This is a genomic window from Pseudomonas sp. NPDC086112, assembly GCF_044746425.1.
Classification (GTDB): domain Bacteria; phylum Pseudomonadota; class Gammaproteobacteria; order Pseudomonadales; family Pseudomonadaceae; genus Aquipseudomonas.
Window position 1 is genome coordinate 1 of record NZ_JBIVCD010000034.1, and the last position, 20,666, is coordinate 20,666.

Consider the following 20,666-nt stretch of genomic DNA (forward strand, 5'->3'; position numbering starts at 1 on the left):
CCCTAGAACGCGAAAAACAAGAATCTCATCCAGAACAAGACCACGATGTTCCCGACCGTGCGCATGAAGATGGAAGCCGGTAACGGTTCCACCGAAGACTTGACCGGTCGTGTCATCGACCTGTGCGCCCCGATCGGCAAAGGCCAGCGCGGCCTGATCGTTGCACCGCCGAAAGCCGGTAAAACGATCATGCTGCAAAACATCGCGGCGAACATCGCACGTAACAATCCTGAAGTTCATCTGATCGTATTGCTGATCGACGAACGTCCGGAAGAAGTGACCGAAATGCAGCGCACCGTGCGCGGCGAAGTGGTTGCCTCGACGTTCGACGAGCCGCCAACCCGCCACGTGCAGGTTGCCGAAATGGTGATCGAGAAGGCCCAGCGCCTGGTCGAACACAAGAAGGACGTGGTGATCCTGCTCGACTCCATCACCCGTCTGGCGCGTGCCTACAACACCGTGATCCCGAGCTCCGGCAAGGTGCTGACCGGTGGTGTCGATGCCCACGCCCTGGAGAAACCGAAACGTTTCTTCGGTGCTGCACGGAACATCGAAGAAGGCGGCTCGCTGACCATCATCGCTACCGCGCTGGTTGAAACCGGCTCGAAGATGGACGAAGTGATCTACGAGGAATTCAAAGGCACCGGCAACATGGAACTGCCTCTGGATCGCAAGATCGCTGAAAAACGTGTGTTCCCGGCCATCAACATCAACCGCTCCGGTACTCGCCGCGAAGAGTTGCTGACGGCCGACGACGAACTGCAGCGTATGTGGATCCTGCGCAAGCTGCTGCACCCGATGGACGAAGTCTCTGCCATCGAGTTCCTGGTCGACAAGCTGAAACAGACCAAGACCAACGACGAGTTCTTCCTGTCGATGAAACGCAAGTAAGTCGCAGAAAGTCAGCAAAAGCCGGGGAAACCCGGCTTTTTGCTATCTGATTTTTGATGAACCGGCAGTTCGTGGTTCTGAATAGAGGGGTTCGGCGCTAAACTGCCTGCCCCGAACGCCACGGCCAACACGAGGCTCACGCATGCAGTATCGCGACTTGCGCGACTTTATCAGCGGCCTGGAAAAGCGCGGCGAACTCAAGCGCATCCAGGTTCCAGTGTCCCCAGTGCTCGAAATGACCGAGGTCTGCGATCGCACGTTGCGCGCCAAGGGCCCGGCGCTGCTTTTCGAAAACCCTATCGGTTATGACATTCCCGTACTCGGCAACCTGTTCGGCACCCCCGAGCGCGTGGCGCTGGGCATGGGCGCAGAAGCGGTCAGCGAGCTGCGCGAAATCGGCAAGCTGTTGGCGTTCCTCAAAGAGCCCGAGCCGCCGAAAGGCCTGAAAGACGCTTGGTCCAAGCTGCCGATCTTCCGCAAGATCATTGCCATGGCGCCGAAAGTCGTCAAAGACGCGGTGTGCCAGGAAGTGGTCATCGAAGGCGACGATGTCGATCTGGCGATGTTACCGGTACAGACCTGCTGGCCGGGCGACGTCGGTCCACTGATCACCTGGGGCCTGACCGTCACCAAAGGTCCGAACAAGGACCGCCAGAACCTCGGCATCTATCGTCAGCAAGTGATCGGCCGCAACAAGGTGATCATGCGCTGGTTGAGCCACCGTGGCGGCGCGCTGGATTACCGTGAATGGTGCGAGAAACACCCCGGCCAGCCGTTCCCGGTCTCCGTGGCCTTGGGCGCTGACCCTGCAACCATTCTGGGTGCTGTGACGCCCGTACCGGACAGCCTTTCCGAATATGCTTTCGCCGGTCTGTTGCGCGGCAATCGCACCGAACTGGTGAAGTGCCGCGGCAACGACCTGCAAGTGCCGGCCACTGCTGAAATCATTCTGGAAGGCGTGATCCATCCGGGTGAAATGGCCGACGAAGGCCCGTATGGCGACCACACTGGCTATTACAACGAAGTCGACAGCTTCCCGGTGTTCACCGTCGAGCGCATCACCCATCGAATCAAACCGATCTATCACAGCACCTACACCGGCCGTCCGCCGGATGAGCCGGCGATACTCGGTGTGGCGCTGAATGAAGTGTTCGTGCCGATCCTGCAGAAGCAGTTTCCGGAGATCACCGACTTCTACCTGCCGCCCGAAGGCTGTTCGTACCGCATGGCCATCGTGACCATGAAGAAGTCGTATCCTGGGCATGCCAAGCGGGTAATGCTCGGTGTCTGGTCGTTTTTGCGACAGTTCATGTACACCAAGTTCGTTATCGTCACTGACGACGATATCAACGCACGGGACTGGAACGACGTGATCTGGGCCATCACCACGCGCATGGACCCCAAGCGTGACACGGTGATGATCGACAACACGCCGATCGACTACCTCGACTTCGCCTCGCCGGTTTCCGGCCTGGGCTCGAAGATGGGGCTCGATGCCACGCATAAATGGCCAGGCGAAACCACCCGCGAGTGGGGCCGGGTCATCGTCAAGGATGAAGCCGTTACCCAACGGATCGATGCCATCTGGAATCAGTTAGGAATAGATTGATGCGTGTAACCTTGCAGCCCTCCGGAGCAGTGCTAGAGATTCTGCCCGGCGAGCGAATTCTCGATGGCGCGCGGCGCCTGGGCTATGAATGCCCGCAAAGCTGTCGTAACGGCAATTGCCATGTGTGTGGCGCGTTGCTGGTGGAAGGGCGGGTCGAACAAGCCGGCGATGTGCGTGACCATGGCGAGTTCTACACTTGCATTGCAGAGCCGCTGGAAGACTGCATCGTGCTGTGGGATGGCGTGCTCGCGCTGGGAGAATTGCCGGTGCGCAGCGTGTCGTGTCAGGTCATTGAATGCAGGGATGTCGGCGGCGATACCTGGCGCGTGCGTCTGCGTGCGCCGGCGGGCAAGCCGCCGCGCTATCACGCCGGCCAGTATTTGATGATCGAGCGAGAGAACGGCGAGAAATCCGCCTTCTCCCTGGCCTCTGCACCGCATTCCGGGCGCGACCTGGAAATTCATGTACTGGCGCGCGAAAGCAGTGCGTTGAGCCTGATCGAACAGCTTCAGCGCAACGCGATAGTGCGCATCGAAATGCCGTTCGGCGATACCCATCTGGCGGAATTGCCAGACGGTCCACTGGTACTGATTGCTGCCGGTACCGGCATGGGCCAGATCCACAGCCTGATCGAACATTGCCGGGCCGCGGGATTCAAGCATCCGGTGCATCTGTATTGGGGCGTGCGTCGTCCCGAAGACTTTTATGACATTGAGCATTGGGATGAATGGGAAAAACTGCCCAATCTGTTCCTGCATAAAGTCGTCAGCGATCAGTGTGGCTGGGGAGGGCGCTGCGGCATGTTGCATGAGGCAGTGTGTGAAGATTTCCCTGACCTGAAAGCCCTGCATGTCTATGCCAGCGGCTCTCCGGCCATGGTCTATGGCACGCTGGATGCGCTGGTCGAAGCGGGGATGGATGCCCATCAAATGCGCGCGGATGTGTTCGCTTACGCCCCCCGATCTTGATCCGCGATCTTAAATCGTTATAACTCCCCATATAGCCGATCGGTATTTATAAATTTTTATAAATGCCGGTAGGTTATATCTCATTCAGACAATAAGTTTTAGAGCGCCGCCATGGCACTTAAATTGCCTTAAAACATATGTGCCTTATTGTTACAGCGGTGCGTTCTATTAAGTAATTCTTCACCCGCGGGGAGCTGAACGCTATTCGCCATGAGCGCCATTGAATCTGCTTTTTTGAATCTGGCTTACCCTCCGCGGCTCGATCTGGGGCCGCAGCTCACGCACGAACAATTACTCGGCTCAATGCAGGCGACCATGGCGCGCCACAAGGGTGGGCCGGTCTGGCTATTCGCTTATGGTTCGCTGATCTGGCGCCCTGAATGTGCGGCGGTTGAGCGAGTGCGCGGTCGGGTGCATGGCTACCATCGCGGTTTATACCTGTGGTCCCACGAACATCGCGGTACACCGGAAGTGCCGGGGCTGGTGTTTGGCCTGGATCGCGGCGGCTCATGCAGCGGGTTTGCCTATCGCTTGCCCGAAGAACAACTCGACGCTTCGCTGTATGCGCTCTGGCAGCGTGAAATGCCATTCCCGTCCTATCGCCCACACTGGCTCAACTGCCGTCTCGAAGACGGAAACCAGGTTCAGGCATTGGGATTCGTATTGGAGCGGCACCTGCCCAGCTATGCCGGCAACTTGCCGGATCATGTGCTGAGCCAGGTATTCGAAAGCGCTTGCGGGCGTTACGGCACCACTCGCGAGTATGTCGAGCAGACCGCGCACGCCCTGCGTAGCCACGCCATGCCAGACCGGAATCTGGAGGCGCGGCTCAAGCGCTGCAAATCAAAGACCGATCAGGCGATCGCTTCGCGGCTCTGACTGGCGACGTTCTTGTGACCCAGGGTGGGTGCCAGAAACGCCATTGCCAGCAGGCAGGCGACGACCAACAGGATGAAGCCGCCATCCCAGCCGAAATAGTCCACCGTGTAGCCCATCAGGGCACTGGCCGCGACTGAACCACCCAGGTAACCAAACAAACCAGTGAAACCGGCAGCCGTGCCCGCGGCTTTCTTGGGCACCAGCTCCAGCGCCTGCAGACCCACCAGCATCACCGGGCCATAGATCAGGAAGCCGATCGCGAACAGCGAGATCATATCGACCATCGGGTTGCCCGGTGGATTCAGCCAATACACCACAGTCGCCACAGTCACCAACGCCATGAACACCATGCCGGTCAGGCCACGGTTGCCCCGGAAGATCTTGTCCGACATCCAGCCACACAGCAGCGTGCCGGGAATGCCTGCCCACTCGTACAGGAAGTAAGCCCAGGACGTCTTGTCGAAGTCGAAGTGCTTGACCTCTTTAAGGTAGGTCGGCGCCCAATCCAGGATGCCATAGCGCAACAAGTAGACGAAGACGTTGGCCAGCGCGATGAACCAGAGCATTTTGTTGCGCAGCACGTATTTGACGAAGATGTCCTTGGCGCTGAATTCTTCTTCGTGGCTGGCGTCGTAGCCTTCCGGGTAGTCGTTCTTGTACTTCTCGATAGGCGGCAAGCCCGTCGATTGCGGAGTATCGCGCATGACAATGAAGGCAAATACAGCGACCAGCAACGCCACCGCTGCCGGTACGTAGAACTTGCTGTGCCAGTCGTTGAACCAGCCCATGCCGAGTATCGCCAGCGGGCCGATCAAGCCGCCGCCGACGTTATGCGCGGTGTTCCATACCGAAACCACGCCGCCGCGTTCTTTCTGCGACCACCAGTGCACCATGGTGCGCCCGCTCGGTGGCCAACCCATGCCTTGCGCCCAGCCGTTGATGAACAACAGGATGAACATCATGGTCACGCTGGACGTTGCCCACGGTGCGAAACCGAAAACGAACATCACCCCGGCGGACACAATCAGGCCAAAGGGCAGGAAGTAACGAGGGTTGGAGCGGTCGGACACGATGCCCATCAAAAACTTGGAAAGACCGTAGGCGATTGCAATCGCCGACATCGCCACCCCGAGTTGGCCTTTTGTATAGCCTTGGGCGATCAGATCCGGAAATGCCAGGGTGAAGTTCTTGCGCAGCAGGTAGTAACCCGCATACCCAATGAAAATCCCGGCGAAGATCTGCCAGCGAAGGCGTCGATAGGTGCTGTCTATTTTTTCTTCAGGCAAAGGAGCCTGATGTGCGGCAGGACGAAAGAAAGCAAACATTCAAAGGCTCCAGATTTCTTGTTTTGACTGCGGATGCGAATGTTACAGTTTCGTTACCGAAAATAGCACCGGTTCGCATCAGTCAAACAGTGGAAATGTGGGAGATCGCATGTTCTTTTATGAACATGTCGCTCAGGTATAAATGCAGGGCGGTATGGGGATGGCGTAACCGGGGCGCAGGGCTGCGACCCGGTTCGGGTCAAGCAGGTCAGGTAAACAATCAGCGAACCTGAACCACCACTTTCCCGACCGCCTTGCGCTGGCCAAGATCATTGATGGCCTGCGCCGCATTGCTCAGCGGATAAACCTGAGACACCAGCGGCTTCAGCTTGCCTTCGGCAAACCAGCCGAACAGTTGCTGGAAGTTTGCCGCGTTGTCCTGTGGTTGGCGCTGGGCAAAGGAGCCCCAGAACACGCCGACCACTGCTGCGCCTTTGAGCAGTGCCAGGTTCACTGGCAGCTCAGGGATTCGTCCGCTGGCGAAGCCGACTACCAGTAGACGGCCGTTCCAGGCAATGGCGCGGATTGCCTGGTCGAACAGGTCGCCACCCACCGGATCGTAGATCACGTCGGCGCCTTGGCCGTCGGTCAGGCGTTTGATCTCGTCCTTGAGGCTGGTTTCGCTGTAGTTGATCAACTCATCGGCGCCGGCTGCCTTGGCCACCGCGAGTTTTTCCGCGCTGCTGGCGGCAGCGATCACCCGGGCGCCCATGGCTTTACCGATTTCCACGGCGGCAAGGCCGACGCCGCCGGAAGCGCCGAGTACCAGCAAGGTTTCGCCAGGTTGCAGGTTGCCCCGTTGTTTGAGGGCGTGCATCGACGTGCCGTAGGTCATGCTGAATGCGGCGGCGGTGTTGAAGTCCATCGAGGGCGGGATCGGCAGCACGTTGTAGCCCGGCACCGCGACCTGCTCGGCAAAGCTGCCCCAGCCAGTCAGGGCCATGACCCGGTCACCGACCTTGAGGTGGCTGACCTTTTCGCCCACTGCGCTGACCACGCCGGCCGCTTCGCCACCCGGAGAAAACGGGAAGGGCGGCTTGAACTGATATTTACCCTCGATGATCAACGTGTCCGGGAAATTCACCCCAGCCGCATGCACGTCCAGCAGGATTTCATTCTTCTTCGCGACAGGGCTGGCGACGTCTTCCAGCACCAGCGATTCGGCAGGGCCGAAGGCTTTGCACAGCACGGCTTTCATCAGGGCTATTCCTTTGGGAGTGATGGCCGATAAGTGTAGGTGTGTGAGTCATTGGGTCAACGAGCATGCCCGACCCTGATAGTCAGCCATAAGCTTGTGCTTGAGCGGCGGGTCGTTATGCTTGGCCGCAAACCGGATAAGGAGCGAATTGTGAAAGCGTGGATCATGTTGATGCTGGCCCTGTCTCTGCCTGTGGCAGCGATGGCCGAAGAAGCCAAAGAAGGTGAAGCCCCGAAGGTCAACTACATCACCCTGAGTCCGCCATTCGTGGGCAACTATGGGCTGGACGGTACGCCGAAGCTCAAGGTCTACAAGGCCGATGTGGCGTTGCGGGTGACCGGTGACGAGGCGACCAAAGCGGTAAAGGCCAATGAGCCATTGATCCGTAATAAGCTGGTGGCGTTGTTTGCGCAGCAGACCACTGAAGCCATGAACAACGTCGAAGCCAAGGAAAAGCTGCGTCAGGAAGCCCTGAAACAAACCCAGCAAGTGATGAATGATGAGACCGGCAAGCCGGTGGTTGAGGATTTGTTGTTCAACAACCTTATTATTCAATAAGTCTTTTTGCTGTCCAGGCGGCCTCTTCGCGGGCAACCCCGCTCCTGCAGGAGCAGCGCAGAACCCTGTGGGAGCGGGCTTGCGAAGGGCGCGACTCGGTCCTTCAGGACGCCAGGCTCTTGCGAAACCGCATCAGCGCAATGGTAAAAAACAGCAGGCCGATGGCGCTCAATGCCAGCAAGTCCGGCCAGACCACACGGATGCCAGCGTCGCGAAACAGTATCGCGGCGCTGAGGCTGACGAAGTGCGTGGATGGCGAGCCCTGCATCACCCATTGCAGCCATTGCGGCATGCTGTCGAGCGGCGTACTGCCGCCAGAGAGCAGCAACATCGGGATAATGACCGGAATCGCCAACAAGCCGAACTGCGGTGTCGAGCGGGCGAGGGTCGCGAGGAATATCCCCAGCGCTGTGCTGGCGAACAGATAAACCGCCGTCACCAGCAAAAATAAGGTCATGGAGCCGGCCAGCGGCACGCCGAGTGCGCCTTTGACTATCACTTCCAGCGACACCCAGGTGCACAGCACCACCACCAGCATATTGCTCCAGATTTTCGCCAGCATGATCTCCAGCGCCGTCAGCGGCAGCACCAGCAAATGATCGAGGGTGCCGTGTTCGCGCTCACGCAGCAGCGCTGTGCCGGTCAATATGATGGCGAGGATGGTGATGTTGTTGACGATCTGAATCACCGCCAGGAACCAGCCGCCCTCCAGGTTGGTATTGAACAAGGCTCGCGTCGTCAACAACACGGGGGACTTGTTCGCCGCATCGCCCTGGCCACTGTAGGTCAGCAGCTCGCGCTGGAAAATCCGTCCGATGTAGCCCGCGCCCATGAAGGCCTGGCTCATGGCCGTGGCGTCGACGTTGACCTGCACCGCCGGCTGGCGGCCGGCCAACAGATCCGCCTGAAAATTTGCCGGAACATTGATCACGAAGGTGTATCGCCCGCTATCCAGCACTTCGTCCATCTGTTCATAGGGCAGCGACACCGGCGGCTGGAATTCCGGTGGTTGCAGGGCTTGGGCCAATTGTCGTGACAGGTGGCTGTGATCTTCATCGACCATGGCCACGCTGGCGTTGTGCACGCCGATCACGGAGCCCGCGGCCGGCATATAGATCGCCACGGTAAAGGCGTAGAACAGGAACAGCAGCAATACACTGTCGTGTCGCAGGCTCATGAGTTCCTTGAGACCAAGACGCAGGATGTGCGCAAGCTTGTGCATCAGACCTCCTGCTTTTTCAGCATGGCCAGGCTAAGCCCGGTGAACCCGAGAAAGAACCCGAACAGTGCCAGGCATTGCGGCCACAACTGCCGGATATCCAGTGCCTTGGTAAAGGTGCCGACGGCGATATCGAGGAAGTAGCCCGCCGGAAACAGCATCCCCATGACCGCGGCCGCGCCGTCAAGGGAGGAGCGCGGCACGATCAAACCGGAAAACTGAATGGTCGGCAGACTGGTGATGATCATGGTGCCGAGGATGGCGGCAATCTGGGTTCGGGTGAACGCTGAAATCAACAGACCCATGCTGGTGGTCGCCAGTACGTAGAGCAGCCCGCCGAAGGCCAGGGTCAGTGCGCTGCCCTTGAAGGGCACGCCGAACAGCCAGCGATTCATGGCCGTCAGGACGGCGAGGTTGATCAGGCTGACGGCCAGATACGGCGCCTGTTTACCTAACAGGAACTCCAGGCGGGTCAGCGGTGTAGCGTAGAAGTTGGTAATCGAGCCCAGTTCTTTTTCCCGCACGATACCCAGCGCAGTCAGCATGGCCGGGATGAACGCCAGGATCAGCGCCATCACCCCGGGACCGATGGCGTTTACGCTGATGACGTCCTGGTTGTAGCGGAAGCGGGTTTCCAGTTCGGCCGCTGCTTGCCGGTTTAATGCCGGGCTGGACTGCTCGGCCAATTGCTCAAGGTTGGCCAGGTGGACCGCTTCCACATAGTTGCGGCTGGTTTCGGCGCGAAACGGCATGCCGCCATCGAGCCAGGCCGCTACAGCGGGTTGGCGACCGGCGAACAGGTCTCGGCTGAACCCGGGCGGGATCTCCAGCGCCAGTTTGATTTCCGAGCGCTGCAGTCGTCGATGCAACTGCGCCGCATCGCTTATGGAGGGTTGCTCGTCGAAGTAACGGGAGCCGCGGAAGGCCTCCAGGTAAGCCCGGCTTTGCGGGGTCTGGTCCTGGTCGTAAACCGCGAAGGCGAGTTTCTCCACATCCAGGGAAATGCCGTAGCCGAAGATCACCATCATCAAAATCGCCCCGAGCAGGGCGAAGGCCATGCGTACTTTATCGCGCAGCAGTTCCTTGCCTTCGCGACTCGCCAGTGCCCGCAGCCGTCCAAAACTGAAGCCGTGATCTTTCACCTTTGTGGTAGGTGCAAGTGTCGTGTCGATGGGCACTGGCGACGGCGCCGTTGCGATCGGGCCCTGGGCCTGTTCCAGGCAGGTGACGAACGCCGCCTCCAGTGTCTGGCCCTTGAACTGCTGTTGCAGGGCTGCCGGGGTGTCGCAGGCCAATACCTTGCCGGCGTGCATCAACGAGATGCGGTCGCAGCGCTGGGCTTCGTTCATGAAATGGGTAGACAGGAAAATCGTCACGCCCTGTTCGCGGGACAGTTCGATCAGCAGTCGCCAGAAATCGTCCCGGGCCGCCGGGTCGACACCGGAGGTCGGTTCGTCGAGGATCAGCACTTCCGGGCGATGCAGCACCGCCACCGCCAGGGATAAGCGTTGGCGCAGGCCAAGCGGCAATGCACCAGAGGGTTGATGAGCGACGCTACCCAGGTTGAAACGCTGGATCAGCTCGTCGATGCGCTGAGCACTGTCGGCCTTGGGCAAATCGAACAACCGCGCGTGCAAGTCCAGGTTCTGCCGTACGCTGAGTTCGCCATACAAAGAGAAACTCTGGGACATGAAACCAACGCGTTTTCGGGTGGCCAGATCCTTGGCGTTCACCGGATTGCCCAGCAACGTGGCGCTGCCTTCGCTGGCCGGAATCAGCCCGGTGAGCACTTTCATGGTGGTGGTTTTGCCGCAGCCGTTGGAACCCAGAAACCCGAAGATCTCGCCGCGGCCGATGGCGAAGCTGACCTTGTCCACAGCCGTGAAATCGCCGAAGCGCAAGGTCAGGTTGTGGGCTTCGATGGCGATGTCGGCAGTGGCGTTGGTTCGAGGAGGGATCAGTAGCGGCTGGTTGTCATGGCCGGTGTCGCCCTGAAAGTGGGTGAAGGCCTCATCAAGTTTGCCGCCAGGAGTAACCGCCTTCAGTTCGTGGCTCAAACCGGCGGCGATCAGCTTGCCGCCATCGAGCATCAGGCAGTGTTCAAACTGCTCGGCCTCTTCCATATACGCGGTGGCGACCAGTAACGTCAGTTGTGGGCGTTGGCGCCGAACGTCATCAATCAACTCCCAGAAGCGCCGCCGGGACAAGGGATCGACGCCAGTGGTCGGTTCATCGAGGATCAACAAGTCCGGTTCATGGATCAGCGCACAACAGAGGCCGAGCTTCTGTTTCATTCCGCCCGATAGCTTGCCGGCCGGGCGCTCGGCAAACCGCAGTAGATCAGTGGCCAGTAGCAGGCTCTGCATGCGCTGATCGCACTCGGCCCCGGACAACCCGAACAGTGTGGCGAAGAAGTGAATGTTCTCGCTGATCGACAGCTCGGGATACAGGTTGCCGCCCAGGCCCTGAGGCATGAACGCGATACGCGAGTAGAGGCTGTTGCGGTGGCGCCGATTCTGGATCGAGCCACCGAGTACTTCCAGCTGGCCGTCTTGTAATGTCTTCACGCCGGCGATCAATCCCAGCAGGCTGGATTTACCAGCGCCATCCGGACCAATCAACCCGCACCGGGTGCCGGCAGGCAGGCTGAACGTGATGTCGGTCAGCGCCTGCTGTTGGCCATAACGATGCTGAAGGCGGGTGGCATGCAGTGCCAGGCCGGTCATTGAAGATTGGCCGGCCAGTCAATGGGAGCGGTGCGCACGTAGCCGTTGCCGGGCATCCCCGGTTTGGCCTGGGGCACAGCGCTGGGTTGGGTCAGGTGTAGCTTGACCCGAAACACCAGTTTCTGACGCTCGTCGCGGGTCTCGACTTCTTTGGGTGTGAACTGCGATTTGGCCGCCACGAAGCTGATTTTCGCCGGCAACGGCTGACCGGGCAGGGCGTCCAGCAGGATCCGCGCTTCATCGCCGACCGCCAGGCGTCCGGCCACGGACGCCGCAAGATAGAGGTTCATGTATTGGTCGTTCGGGTCAATCAGCAGTAGTACCCGCCCACCGGCGCCGAGCACTTCACCGGGTTCGGCCATGCGCAGCTGAATCACCCCGTCGATGGGGGCTCGTAAGCTGCTGTCGTCAATTTCGCTGGTTAGCTGAGCGACTTGTGCCTGTGCCGCGCCAATGGCTGCGCCGACGGCGGACACCTGAGCGCGGGCCGCGGTGACGGCCGCATTGCCAGTGTCGAAGCGTGACTGCTGCTGGTCGATGATCTGACCACTGGCGAAACCGCGCTTGAACAGTTCCTGGGAGCGTTTGAGCTCTTGATGGGCAAGCAGTTGCTCACTCTGGCGCAGTTGCACATTGGCCTGGGCGGCGGAGAGATTTTCCCGGGCGCGTATCACTTCGGCTTCAGCCTGCCTGCGCTGGGCTTCAAGGGTGCGGGTGTCCATGCGGGCCAGCAGTTGACCTTTGGTTACTTTGTCGCCTTCGTCCACCAGTACTTCAGCCAGCCGGCCGGGAGTCTTGCTGGCGATCTGCACTTCAGTGGCTTCAAGCCGACCATTGCCGACATACAGACCTTCGGGCAGTCGGTTAAGCGTCGACTTCCAATAACCGAATCCCCCAGCGGCCAGTAGCAAAGCCCCCAGTAAAAAGGCGAAGAAAAGAGAAGAACGGCTGTGCGTCGACATGTAGGCATCCTGCGTCTGTAGCGCCGTAGTCTGACAGGCAAGCGCCTGAGGGGCTTGATGTCAGTCAACTGAGGGTCACCCTGAGCGATCGGGAGATGATCCAGTGTGACGGACGGATCTGCGTTATTTAGCGCAGATCAAGCACCGCGGCCCATTGCTCAGCGGTGACGGGCATCACCGACAGTCGCGAGCCTTTCTGTACCAGTGGCATCTCGGCCAACGCCGTTTGCTGCTTCAGATAATCGAGCTTCAGCACCTTGGAAAACGTCTCGACGTGAGCAACATCAATCGCGCTCCAGGCGTTTTTCTCGGCAGTGGCCTTCGGATCGAAGTAATGACTCTCAGGCTCCAGCGCCGTCGGGTCCGGATAGGCTGCCTCGACAATCTTGCCGATCCCGGCAATCCCCGGCTCCGGGCAGCTGGAGTGATAGAAGAAAAACTCGTCACCCACCGCCATGGCCCGCAAAAAGTTGCGCGCCTGGTAGTTGCGAACCCCGTCCCAGCGCGCTCGGCCAAGCTTCTCCAGGTCTTCGATCGAGAGTTCGTCGGGCTCGGATTTCATCAGCCAATAGGCCATGGTTTTGCTCCTTGCGAGGTGAGTGGGCAATTTTATGACAAACCGACAGTCGGTTGACGCCAGCGTTTGCGTGTCGGTTCACGTTGTCGCAAAATGCCGGCCTTCTAAGCTTGACGCTGCTGCACGGCCTACACCTACAACGGAAACCGCTGCTGTCATCGTGTTGATGTGCCTTTGGGGGGCAATCGATGAAACGCAAACCGGATTTACTATGGATTTTGGTTATTTTATTCGGCCTTGGTGTCGTGACCACCGGCTATGCCCAAAGCTTGTGGAACAACAAACCCGATGCTCCGGTCGAGATCTCGCAGCAACAGCCGTCGGCCTTCAAGCGCTGAACCTGTCTTTCGACGCCGCTGAAATCAGTGGCGTCTAGTCCGCGAAATACCATGCCTTGTCCGTGACCGTTCCCTGCAGCGGCACATCCCAGCTCGCCTGAGCTAATCGTTGAACCTTCTGACATTCATGGGCCAGGCCCAGAAGCGTCGGCTTGCGCCAGTTTTTGCGGCGCGCCAGGTACGCCAGGCTTCGATCGTAGAAACCACCGCCCATTCCCAGGCGTCCGCCGACATCGTCAAACCCCACCAGCGGCAACAACACCAGATCCAGCGCCCAGACCTTGCGTTGTCGGGCAATGTTGTGTCGTGGTTCGGGGATGCGAAAACGGTTGGGTTTGAGCTTTTCGCCGGGGCGAATCCGCTGGAACACCATTTTGGTTCGCGGCCAGGCACTGAGCACCGGCAGATACGTCGCCTTGCCCCGACGTTGTGCGGCACGCATCAACAGGCGCGGATCGATTTCACCGTCGGTGGGCAGGTACAGGGAGATGTGTTTTGCGCGGCGGAACAGCGGGTGCTGGGCCAATTGCTTATACAGCCCGCGAGCGGCCTCGCGCTGCTGACTGGGAGTCAGTGCGCGGCGGGCCTTGCGCAGCATGCGTCGAAGTTGCGGGCGGGGCAGCAGCGCAGGTTCGGTCATGGGTTCAGGCTTCAGAAGTGCGAGTACCAAAGCGTACCCGTAAAAAAGCCGATGCCGGTATTTAAACCGGCATCGGACTGGAATCAGGCTCCCCGGATGAACCGCTGTCGACTTAGCCCTTGAACCCGAAAGTTCAAGGTGGAAGATGCAGTAGGCTTTAAGGCTTTCCGTCTAGCGGACATGCACACCAGCCCAACGTGCAACCTCCAGGGTAGTGCGAATCGGCTCAGGGACGTCGTCAACTGGCAAGCACCCCAGGGAGTGATGCGAGTATACCCCAAGCGGTTTCGCGTTTCAGCCCTTGGTGACATCCGGATCGGTCGACAGCACCAGATCGACGCGGTCCAGCAGGTCGCGAACCTGCTCGCGGGTCGAACCGCTGGCCTGCACATCCGGGCGATCTTCCTTGTGCAGAAGATCGTGCGTGATGTTCAGCGCGGCCATCACGGCGATGCGGTCGGCGCCGATGACTTTGCCGCTGCTGCGAATTTCGCGCATCTTGCCGTCCAGGTAACGAGCAGCGCTCACCAGGTTGCTGCGCTCTTCCTGGGGGCAGATGATCGAATATTCTTTGTCGAGGATCTGCACGGTAACGCTATTGCTTGAACTCATGAGTCTTGCTCCAGGGCCTTGAGGCGCGAAATCATCGATTCGACCTTACGCCGGGCGATTTCATTTTTTTCAATGAGATGCGCGCGTTCCTCGCGCCAGCTCTTTTCCTGAGCTAATAGGAGTCCATTCTGACTCTTTAGTTGCTCGACTCGAGTAATTAGCAGCTCGAGTCTGGCCATCAGCGCTTGCAGGTCGGTGTCTTCCATTGTGTCCACTGGTTGTGTCTGATGCGTGATAGCTGGCGGACAGCCTTTAATAGTCTTGGCGAGTCTGTCGATGTAGGATACAAGGCCTTCATTCTAGACATAGCGCCGTCTGGCGCCTAGCTGCCCATGCCCATTCAGAATTCTCCGTACCAAGCCTTTGCCACCCTGCTGAGCACCAGCGGCCATCCCGTCTCGCCTGCCGAACTGCACGGCTTGTTGCTCGGCCGCAGTTGCGCCGGTGCCGGCTTCGAAGCCGACAGCTGGTTGGCTGACGCCGCCGAGCTGCTCGAAGGCGAGCCACAAGACAACGTTCGCAACGCCTTGATCGGCCTGCAAGAGATGGTCAAGGGCGAGCTTACCAGCGACGACATGACCGTTGTTCTGCTGCTGCCGACCGACGACGCGCCGCTCACCGAGCGCGCGGCTGCACTGGGCCAGTGGTGCCAGGGCTTTCTTACCGGCTTCGGTCTGACCCGCCGCGAATATGCCTTGAGCACTGAAGCCACCGAAGTGTTGCAGGATCTCGCCGCCATTGCCCAGGTACAGGACGCGCTGGAAGAGTCCGACGACGGCGAAAGCGACTACATGGAAGTAATGGAGTACCTGCGCGTCGCTCCGTTGCTGCTGTTCACCGAAACCAAGAAAACCGACGAAGCGGCTGCCAAACCGTCGTTGCATTAATCGCGTGCCAGGGAAAGCCGTCTGCCCATGATTCATATCCCGAAATCGGAATACAGCCGTCGCCGCAAGGCCCTGATGGCGCAGATGGAACCCAACAGCATCGCCATCCTGCCTGCCGCCGCGGTGGCCATCCGCAACCGCGATGTCGAGCACGTCTACCGTCAGGACAGCGATTTCCAGTACCTCAGCGGTTTCCCCGAGCCTCAAGCCGTCATCGTCTTGATGCCCGGCCGTGAGCACGGCGAATACGTGCTGTTTTGCCGGGAACGTAATGCCGAACGGGAATTGTGGGACGGACTGCGCGCCGGCCAGGAAGGCGCGATCCGCGACTTCGGCGCCGACGACGCATTCCCCATCACCGACATCGACGACATCCTGCCGGGCCTGATCGAAGGCCGTGACCGGGTGTACTCGGCCATGGGCAGCAATCCGGAATTCGACCGGCACCTGATGGACTGGATCAACGTGATCCGCTCAAAAGCGCACCTCGGCGCCCAGCCGCCGAACGAATACGTTGCCCTGGATCATCTGCTTCACGACATGCGCCTGTATAAATCGGCGGCAGAAGTGAAGGTAATGCGCGAAGCCGCACGGATTTCCGCCCAGGCCCATATTCGTGCGATGCAAGCCAGCCGTGCCGGTTTGCATGAGTTCAGCCTCGAAGCCGAGCTCGATTACGAATTTCGCAAGGGCGGGGCGAAGATGCCGGCTTACGGTTCGATCGTCGCCGCCGGGCGCAACAGCTGCATCCTGCATTACCAGCAGAATGACGCAGTGCTCAAGGACGGTGATCTGGTGCTGATCGACGCCGGTTGCGAGATCGACTGCTACGCCAGCGACATCACCCGCACTTGGCCGGTCAATGGCAAGTATTCACCGGAGCAGAAGGCAATTTACGAGTTGGTGCTGGCTTCTCAGGAAGCGGCGTTTGCCGAAATTGCGCCGAACAAACACTGGAATCAGGCGCACGAAGCCACGGTCCGGGTGATTACCACCGGTCTGGTGAAGTTGGGCCTGTTGCAGGGCGACGTCGACGAGTTGATCGCCAGCGAAGCCTATAAAGCGTTTTACATGCACCGCGCCGGCCACTGGCTGGGCATGGATGTGCACGACGTTGGCGAGTACAAGGTCGGCGGCGAATGGCGCGTGCTGGAAGTCGGCATGGCGCTGACGGTCGAGCCGGGCATTTACATTGCGCCGGACAACCAGAACGTGGCGAAGAAATGGCGCGGCATTGGCGTGCGCATCGAGGACGACGTGGTGGTCACTAAAACCGGTTGTGAAATCCTGACGAACGGCGTGCCGAAAACGGTCGCCGACATCGAGGCATTGATGGCCGCAGCACGGACACAAGCGGCATGAGTCGAGTCAATCTGGCAATCATCGGCGGTGGCCTGGTTGGCGCCAGCCTGGCGTTGGCGTTGCAGGCCGGGGCCAAGGCCCGTGGCTGGAAGATCGTGCTGATCGAACCGTTTGCCCCCGGCGACAGCTATCAACCGAGTTATGACGCCCGCTCTTCGGCGCTGTCCTTTGGTGCCCGGCAGATTTATCAACGGTTGGGTGTGTGGCAGGAAATCTCCCGCCGTGCCGAGCCGATCAAGCAGATTCATGTCTCCGACCGTGGACGTTTCTCCACCGCGCGGCTGTCGGCGATGGAAGAGGGCGTTCCGGCGCTGGGTTATGTGGTGGAAAACGCCTGGCTCGGCCAATGCCTCTGGCACAGTCTGGACAAGGACGTGATCAGTTGGCGTTGCCCGGCGGAGGTCACCGGCATGGAACCGCTGACCGACGGCTATCGCCTGACGCTCAACGATGAAACCCTGGTGGAATGCGACCTTGCGGTGCTCGCCGATGGCGGCCGTTCCGGCTTGCGTGAGCAACTGGGAATCGGCATCAAGAAACGCCCGTATAACCAGAGCGCACTGATCGCCAACATCACCCCCAGCGAAGCGCACAACGGCATGGCCTTCGAGCGTTTCACCGACGATGGTCCGATGGCTTTGCTGCCATTGCCGGACAATCGCTGCGCTTTGGTCTGGACCCGTCTGGGCATGGACGCGCAACGACTGGCAGCCCTTGATGACCGCAGCTTTCTCACTGAGCTGCAGGGCATCTTCGGTTATCGTCTCGGCACGCTGAAACAGGTGGGCGCACGGAATTTGTATCCGCTGTCGCTGATCGAAGCCGAGGAACAAGTCCGCCCGCATCTGGCGATCCTCGGCAACGCCGCCCACAGCCTGCATCCGATTGCCGGGCAAGGGTTCAACCTGTCGTTGCGTGACGCCCAGGCGCTGGCCGACAGTTTGTTGGGCAGTGAGACATCGCCCGGCGATTTCGCCACCTTGCAGGCCTATCGCGAGCGTCAGCGTCTGGACCAGAGCCTGACCGTGGGCTTCTCCGATCAGGTCACCCGCTTGTTTGGCAGCACTCAGCCGCTGGTTTCCCTGGGCCGCAACATTGGGCTGCTTGGCCTCGATCTGCTGCCGCCGGCCAAACGCTGGTTCGCCCGGCAGGCCATGGGCCTGGGTACGCGTCCCGATGACTAAGCGAAAGTCGGGCAGGGTGTACCTGCAAGTCGATATTCACGACGGCGCGAGCACTTGGGTGACGCGGGTCGAGAAAAACCTTTATGTGCGGCTCAAGCCGCAAGCGAGACAGGCTTAAAGCATGGATATGCGCGCAGATCTGCTGATTGTCGGGGCCGGAATGGTCGGCAGTGCCCTGGCGCTGGCGTTACAAAACAGTGGGCTCGAAGTCCTGCTGCTGGACGGTAGCCCCCTGAGCGTCAAACCCTTCGATGGGCAGGCTCCGTTCGAACCGCGGGTGAGCGCTTTGTCGGCGGCCAGCCAGCGAATACTCGAACGTCTGGGCGTTTGGGATGGCATCGTCAGCCGGCGCAGCAGCCCCTATACGGACATGCATGTCTGGGATGGCAGCGGCACCGGGCAGATCCATTTCTCGGCGACCAGCGTGCATGCCGAAGTGCTCGGGCATATCGTCGAGAACCGCGTGGTTCAGGACGCCTTGCTCGACCGACTGCACGACTGCGATCTCGGGATGCTGGCCAATGCGCGTCTGGAACAGATGCGCCGCTCCGGTGACGACTGGCTTCTGACCCTGGCCGATGGCCGCACCTTGCGGGCACCTTTGGTGATCGCGGCGGATGGCGCCAACTCGGCCGTTCGGCGCCTGACCGGTGTTGCGACTCGCGAATGGGATTACATGCACCACGCGATCGTTACCAGCGTGCAAAGCTCAAAACCCCATCGAATGACTGCGTGGCAACGATTCACTGACAACGGTCCGCTGGCGTTTCTGCCGCTGGAGCGGGACGGTCAACAGGATTGGTGCTCGATCGTCTGGTCGACCACGCCGAGCGAAGCCGAGCGCTTGATGGCGCTGGATGACGAAGGCTTCTGTAAAGAGCTGGAGCGGGCCTTCGAAGGCTGCCTCGGCACGGTGCTCCGCGCCGACCCGCGTTTGTGTGTGCCACTGCGTCAGCGTCATGCAAAACGTTACGTGGCTGAGGGCTTGGCGCTGATCGGCGACGCGGCCCACACCATTCATCCGCTGGCCGGGCAGGGCGTGAACCTCGGTTTCCTCGATGCCGCGGTGCTGGCCGAAGTGCTGCTGCAAGCGGCCGCGCGTGGCGAGCGGTTGGCGGACGTGAAAGTGCTCAGTCGCTACGAGCGTCGTCGCATGCCCCACAACCTGGCGTTGATGGCGGCGATGGAAGGGTTCGAGCGGTTGTTCCAGGCCGATCCGTTGCCGGTACGCTGGTTGCGTAATACCGGGTTGAAGATGGTCGATCAGATGCCCGAGGCCAAGGCGTTGTTCGTGCGTGAAGCGCTTGGGTTGATTGGGGATCTGCCGGCGTTGGCCAAGGCCTGAGATCTTCGCTGGGCTGATGGCCTCTTCGCGAGCAAGCCCGCTCCCACATTTGAAATGCATTCCAGTGTGGGAGCGGGCTTGCTCGCGAAGGCGGCGGCACATTCAACGCACCTTCCAAAATCGTGCAACATCCGGTAACGCCTCCACTCACTGTTCGATTGAGAAGCGAAATATGAGTCCTTATCATTCGCCCTCACTTCCCTACTCGAGAGACCGCTTCCATGTTGGCACCCAAGCGTCTACTGACCGCACTGGCACTGACCCTGATTGGCAGCACCGCCGCCCAGGCCGCCGACGAGGTGGTGGTTTACTCCTCGCGTATCGATGAATTGATCAAGCCAGTCTTCGATGTCTACACCCAGAAAACCGGCGTGCAGGTGAAGTTCATCACCGACAAGGAAGCGCCGCTGATGCAGCGGATCAAGGCAGAGGGCGAAAACGCCACTGCCGATCTGCTGCTGACCGTCGATGCCGGCAACCTCTGGCAGGCCGAGCAGATGGGCATCCTCCAGCCGTTCACTTCCAAGGTGATCGACGCCAACATTCCATTGCAATACCGCGCGTCCTCCCATGCCTGGACCGGCCTCAGCCTGCGGGCACGGACCATCGCCTATTCCACCGACCGGGTAAAACCCGGTGAACTGACCACCTACGAAGCGCTGGCCGACAAGCAATGGGAAGGTCGCCTGTGCCTGCGCACGGCGAAGAAGGTCTACAACCAGTCCCTGACCGCCACCATGATCGAAGTCCATGGCGCCGAGAAAACCGAGAAAATCCTCAAGGGCTGGGTCAACAACCTGTCCACCGACGTGTTCTCCGACGACATTGCCGTGCTGGAGGCGATCAACGCCGGCCAGTGCGACGTCGGTATCGTCAACACTTACTACTACGGCCGTCTGCACCAACAGAAGCCGAACCTGCGGGTGAAGCTGTTCTGGCCGAATCAGGGCGACCGTGGCGTGCACGTCAACCTGTCGGGTATTGGCCTGACCAAACACGCGCCACACCCAGAAGCCGCCAAGGCGCTGGTGGAGTGGATGACCACGCCTGAAGCGCAGAAGATTTTCGCTGACGTGAACCAGGAATTCCCGGCCAACCCTGCCGTTCAACCTTCAGCTGAAGTCGCGAGCTGGGGCAAGTTTAAGGCCGACACCTTGCCGGTGGAAATCGCGGGCAAGCGTCAGGCTGAAGCGATTCGGATGATGGATCGGGCTGGCTGGAACTGAAGCCACTGTTACTGTGGTGAGAGACTTGTCTGTGGCGAGGGAGCTTGCTCCCGTTGGGTCGCGAAGCGACCCCGAAGGCATCGGACTCCGCTCGAGCGAGATGATCTGATAACCTCTTGCGGCTGCTTCGCAGCCGAACGGGAGCAAGCTCCCTCGCCAC

At 60.0% G+C, this 20,666-nt stretch carries 19 protein-coding genes, 1 other RNA gene and 2 pseudogenes; 12 read left to right on the forward strand and 10 right to left on the reverse strand.

The annotated features are described in order from the left end of the window. Positions 1–6: 6 nt before the first annotated feature. The 4 genes and pseudogenes from rho to ACIPLA_RS20975 form a co-directional block, all read left to right on the forward strand. Positions 7–891: pseudogene (gene rho / locus ACIPLA_RS20960) on the forward strand (transcription termination factor Rho); the annotation flags it as partial. Between the two features lie 142 nt (positions 892–1,033). Next, positions 1,034–2,500 carry a 4-hydroxy-3-polyprenylbenzoate decarboxylase gene (gene ubiD / locus ACIPLA_RS20965; protein ID WP_218395369.1) on the forward strand — a complete coding sequence of 489 codons (1,467 nt, stop codon included), beginning with the start codon at positions 1,034–1,036 and terminating at the stop codon, positions 2,498–2,500. Beyond that, entirely contained in the window at positions 2,500–3,468 is a 969-nt protein-coding gene (locus tag ACIPLA_RS20970; RefSeq protein WP_218395368.1) for a CDP-6-deoxy-delta-3,4-glucoseen reductase, read from the forward strand. Before ubiD ends, ACIPLA_RS20970 begins: the two co-directional genes overlap by 1 nt. Before the next feature lie 210 nt (positions 3,469–3,678). After that, positions 3,679–4,347, forward strand: coding sequence for a gamma-glutamylcyclotransferase (locus ACIPLA_RS20975; protein WP_218395367.1), 669 nt, complete (start codon positions 3,679–3,681; stop codon positions 4,345–4,347). Here the strand turns inward: ACIPLA_RS20975 and glpT are convergent. Beyond that, positions 4,323–5,672, reverse strand: a complete 1,350-nt coding sequence (glpT, locus tag ACIPLA_RS20980; RefSeq protein WP_192344987.1) for a glycerol-3-phosphate transporter — start codon at positions 5,670–5,672, stop codon at positions 4,323–4,325. The genes ACIPLA_RS20975 and glpT overlap by 25 nt on opposite strands. Positions 5,673–5,892: 220 nt before the next feature. After that, a complete protein-coding gene (locus ACIPLA_RS20985; protein WP_007899393.1) occupies positions 5,893–6,870 on the reverse strand; it encodes an NADPH:quinone oxidoreductase family protein in 978 nt (325 codons plus the stop codon). Positions 6,871–7,020: 150 nt separating this feature from the next. Here ACIPLA_RS20985 and ACIPLA_RS20990 point away from each other — a divergent pair, with 150 nt between their 5' ends. Next, a complete protein-coding gene (locus ACIPLA_RS20990; RefSeq protein ID WP_095633149.1) occupies positions 7,021–7,428 on the forward strand; it encodes a flagellar basal body-associated protein FliL in 408 nt (135 codons plus the stop codon). Between the two features lie 103 nt (positions 7,429–7,531). Here ACIPLA_RS20990 and ACIPLA_RS20995 read toward each other — a convergent pair whose 3' ends face one another. The 4 genes from ACIPLA_RS20995 to ACIPLA_RS21010 all read right to left on the reverse strand — a co-directional run bounded on the left by ACIPLA_RS20995 (position 7,532) and on the right by ACIPLA_RS21010 (position 12,912). After that, entirely contained in the window at positions 7,532–8,650 is a 1,119-nt protein-coding gene (locus ACIPLA_RS20995; RefSeq protein WP_218395366.1) for an ABC transporter permease, read from the reverse strand. Then, positions 8,650–11,373, reverse strand: a complete 2,724-nt coding sequence (gene rbbA / locus ACIPLA_RS21000) for a ribosome-associated ATPase/putative transporter RbbA (RefSeq protein ID WP_401175596.1) — start codon at positions 11,371–11,373, stop codon at positions 8,650–8,652. The genes ACIPLA_RS20995 and rbbA overlap by 1 nt, the downstream gene beginning before the upstream one ends. Beyond that, positions 11,370–12,335 (reverse strand): HlyD family secretion protein, encoded by a 966-nt coding sequence (locus ACIPLA_RS21005; protein WP_123500412.1) that lies wholly within the window; start codon positions 12,333–12,335, stop codon positions 11,370–11,372. Before ACIPLA_RS21005 ends, rbbA begins: the two co-directional genes overlap by 4 nt. Positions 12,336–12,462: 127 nt before the next feature. Continuing rightward, positions 12,463–12,912, reverse strand: coding sequence for an EVE domain-containing protein (locus tag ACIPLA_RS21010; RefSeq protein ID WP_401175599.1), 450 nt, complete (start codon positions 12,910–12,912; stop codon positions 12,463–12,465). A gap of 188 nt (positions 12,913–13,100) precedes the next feature. On the opposite strand from ACIPLA_RS21010, the gene ACIPLA_RS21015 reads away from it, so the two are divergent. Then, positions 13,101–13,250, forward strand: coding sequence for a hypothetical protein (locus tag ACIPLA_RS21015; RefSeq protein ID WP_401175602.1), 150 nt, complete (start codon positions 13,101–13,103; stop codon positions 13,248–13,250). Between the two features lie 34 nt (positions 13,251–13,284). On the opposite strand, the gene ACIPLA_RS21020 is transcribed toward ACIPLA_RS21015, so the two are convergent. From ACIPLA_RS21020 to ACIPLA_RS21035, 4 genes are all read right to left on the reverse strand, one after another. Next, positions 13,285–13,890, reverse strand: a complete 606-nt coding sequence (locus ACIPLA_RS21020) for a 5-formyltetrahydrofolate cyclo-ligase (protein WP_401175605.1) — start codon at positions 13,888–13,890, stop codon at positions 13,285–13,287. Positions 13,891–13,975: 85 nt separating this feature from the next. After that, positions 13,976–14,154: non-coding RNA, 6S RNA (gene ssrS, locus ACIPLA_RS21025), on the reverse strand. A 30-nt stretch (positions 14,155–14,184) separates the two neighbouring features. Next, a complete protein-coding gene (locus ACIPLA_RS21030; RefSeq protein ID WP_123500406.1) occupies positions 14,185–14,502 on the reverse strand; it encodes a cell division protein ZapA in 318 nt (105 codons plus the stop codon). Next, positions 14,499–14,708: a TIGR02449 family protein gene (locus ACIPLA_RS21035; RefSeq protein WP_007899405.1), complete on the reverse strand. Its 210-nt coding sequence runs from the start codon at positions 14,706–14,708 to the stop codon at positions 14,499–14,501. The genes ACIPLA_RS21030 and ACIPLA_RS21035 overlap by 4 nt, the downstream gene beginning before the upstream one ends. A gap of 126 nt (positions 14,709–14,834) precedes the next feature. Between ACIPLA_RS21035 and ACIPLA_RS21040 the strand changes: the two genes are divergently transcribed. The 6 genes and pseudogenes from ACIPLA_RS21040 to ACIPLA_RS21065 all read left to right on the forward strand — a co-directional run bounded on the left by ACIPLA_RS21040 (position 14,835) and on the right by ACIPLA_RS21065 (position 20,506). Further along, a complete protein-coding gene (locus ACIPLA_RS21040; RefSeq protein ID WP_008012538.1) occupies positions 14,835–15,389 on the forward strand; it encodes a YecA family protein in 555 nt (184 codons plus the stop codon). A gap of 27 nt (positions 15,390–15,416) precedes the next feature. After that, positions 15,417–16,751 carry a Xaa-Pro aminopeptidase gene (pepP, locus tag ACIPLA_RS21045; RefSeq protein ID WP_192344983.1) on the forward strand — a complete coding sequence of 445 codons (1,335 nt, stop codon included), beginning with the start codon at positions 15,417–15,419 and terminating at the stop codon, positions 16,749–16,751. Continuing rightward, positions 16,748–17,935 carry a 2-octaprenyl-6-methoxyphenyl hydroxylase gene (gene ubiH, locus ACIPLA_RS21050; protein WP_218395362.1) on the forward strand — a complete coding sequence of 396 codons (1,188 nt, stop codon included), beginning with the start codon at positions 16,748–16,750 and terminating at the stop codon, positions 17,933–17,935. The genes pepP and ubiH overlap by 4 nt, the downstream gene beginning before the upstream one ends. 22 nt (positions 17,936–17,957) lie before the next feature. Next, a pseudogene (locus ACIPLA_RS21055) lies at positions 17,958–18,053 on the forward strand (tetrameric acyl-CoA thioesterase); the annotation flags it as partial. A gap of 9 nt (positions 18,054–18,062) precedes the next feature. Beyond that, positions 18,063–19,280, forward strand: coding sequence for a 2-octaprenyl-3-methyl-6-methoxy-1,4-benzoquinol hydroxylase (locus ACIPLA_RS21060; RefSeq protein ID WP_401175668.1), 1,218 nt, complete (start codon positions 18,063–18,065; stop codon positions 19,278–19,280). 221 nt (positions 19,281–19,501) lie between these two features. Next, positions 19,502–20,506, forward strand: a complete 1,005-nt coding sequence (locus tag ACIPLA_RS21065; RefSeq protein WP_401175611.1) for an extracellular solute-binding protein — start codon at positions 19,502–19,504, stop codon at positions 20,504–20,506. The last annotated feature ends 160 nt before the right edge of the window (positions 20,507–20,666 follow it).